At 64.9% G+C, this 1,955-nt stretch carries 1 protein-coding gene and 1 pseudogene; both read left to right on the forward strand.

The annotated features are described in order from the left end of the window. Window positions 1-158: pseudogene (locus DBR18_RS28850) on the forward strand (xanthine dehydrogenase family protein subunit M); the annotation flags it as partial. Continuing rightward, on the forward strand, window positions 155-1,955 hold a 1,801-nt coding region (locus DBR18_RS06180), incomplete at its 3' end, for a xanthine dehydrogenase family protein molybdopterin-binding subunit (RefSeq protein ID WP_256588576.1). The pseudogene DBR18_RS28850 and the gene DBR18_RS06180, both read left to right, overlap by 4 nt.

Raw genomic sequence — 1,955 nt, forward strand, 5'->3', positions numbered from 1 at the left:
GGGTCGAAGACGCCGACGCGTTGCTGCCCAAAGGCGCAAAAGCCGTGAGCGAACGCTTGCTTGACGGCGCCACGCCGACCCACGACAACCAATTCAAACTGACCCTGGTCGAGCGCACGCTCGGTTCGGTGTTGGCGCAAGCGAGGGATGAAGCATGAAATTCGACACGCCCGCCACCACCAACCCGATCGACCAGTTGAAGGTCATCGGCAAACCCACTGACCGCGTCGAAGGCCCGCTGAAAACCAGCGGTCAGGCGCCATATGCCTACGAGCAGCACGAGGCCGTGGCGAATCAGGCTTACGGTTTCATGGTCGGTTCGGCCATCGCCAAGGGCCGCATCAGCCACATCGATCTCGACGCTGCGCAAGCGGCGCCCGGCGTGCTGGCCATCGTCACCGCCGCCAATGCCGGCAAGCTCGGCAAAGGTCAATACAACTCGGCACCGCTGCTGGCCGGGCCCGAGGTACAGCACTATCACCAGGCCGTGGCGCTGGTGGTCGCAGAGACCTTCGAACAGGCCCGCGCTGCGGCGCAATTGGTCAAGGTCGATTACGTCACGGCCAAAGGCGAGTTCGAGCTGGCCAACGTGCGCGACCAAGGTGTCGAAGACGACGAGTTGCCTGACGTCACCCACGGCGATTTCGACAAGGCCTTCGCCGCCGCGCCGGTGCAGTTCGACCAGACCTACACCACCCCGGACCAGTCCCACGCGATGATGGAGCCGCACGCGACCCTGGCCGCGTGGAAAGGTGATCATCTGACGTTGTGGACCTCCAACCAGATGATCGCCTGGAGCGTCGGCGACGTCGCCACCACCCTCGGCCTGCCCAAGGAAAACGTGCGCCTGATCTCGCCTTACATTGGCGGCGGCTTCGGCGGCAAACTGTTCATTCGCGCCGACGCGATCCTCGCCGCCCTCGGTGCGCGCCTGGCCAACCGCCCGGTGAAAGTCGCCCTCGCCCGCCCGCAAATGGCCAACAACACCACCCACCGCCCGGCCACGATCCAGCGCATTCGGATGGGCGCGACGGCGGACGGCAAGCTCAGCGCCATCGCTCACGAAGGCTGGTCGGGCAACCTCAAGGACGGCAAGGTCGAAGTCGCCGCGCAGCCGAGCCAGTTGCTTTATGCCGGGGAAAACCGCCGGGTGACCATGCGCCGGGCGCCACTGGATCTGCCCGAAGGCAACTCCATGCGCGCGCCGGGTGAAGCGCCGGGGTTGATGGCGCTGGAAATCGCCATGGACGAAATGGCCGAGCAGCTCAAGCTCGACCCGGTGCAGTTCCGCATCCTCAATGACACCCAGGTTGATCCGGTAAAAACCGAGCGTCCGTTCTCCCAGCGGCGCCTGATCGAATGCTTGCAGACCGGTGCCGAGAAGTTCGGCTGGAACCAGCGCAACGCCACACCCGGCAGTCGTCGCGAAGGGCGCTGGCTGATCGGCATGGGCGTCGCCGCCGCGTTTCGCAACAATCTGCTGCTCAAATCCGGCGCGCGGGTGCGGCTGGAGCGCGACGGCAAGGTCACGGTGGAAACCGACATGACCGACATCGGCACCGGCAGCTACACCATCATCGCCCAGACCGCGGCCGAGATGATGGGCGTACCTCTGGCGGATGTGACGGTGCATCTGGGCGATTCGAACTTCCCGGTGTCGTCCGGCTCCGGCGGCCAGTTCGGCGGCAATTGCTCGACTGCCGGGGTGTACGCCGCGTGCATGAAACTGCGTGAAGCAGTGGCGAAAAAACTGGGCATGGCCGGCGATGACGTCGAGTTCGCCGACGGCCAGGTGCGCGCCGGCGGCAATACCCTGCCGCTGCGTGATGCGGCAAAAGATAATGTGGTCGAGGCCGAGGACAGCATCGAATTCGCCGACCTCGCCAAGCAGTATCAACAGTCGACGTTCGGTGCGCATTTCGTTGAAGTGGCGGTGGATGCTGCTACCGGTGAAG

The organism is Pseudomonas sp. HMWF021, from assembly GCF_003061005.1.
In the GTDB taxonomy this organism is placed as follows: Bacteria; Pseudomonadota; Gammaproteobacteria; order Pseudomonadales; family Pseudomonadaceae; genus Aquipseudomonas.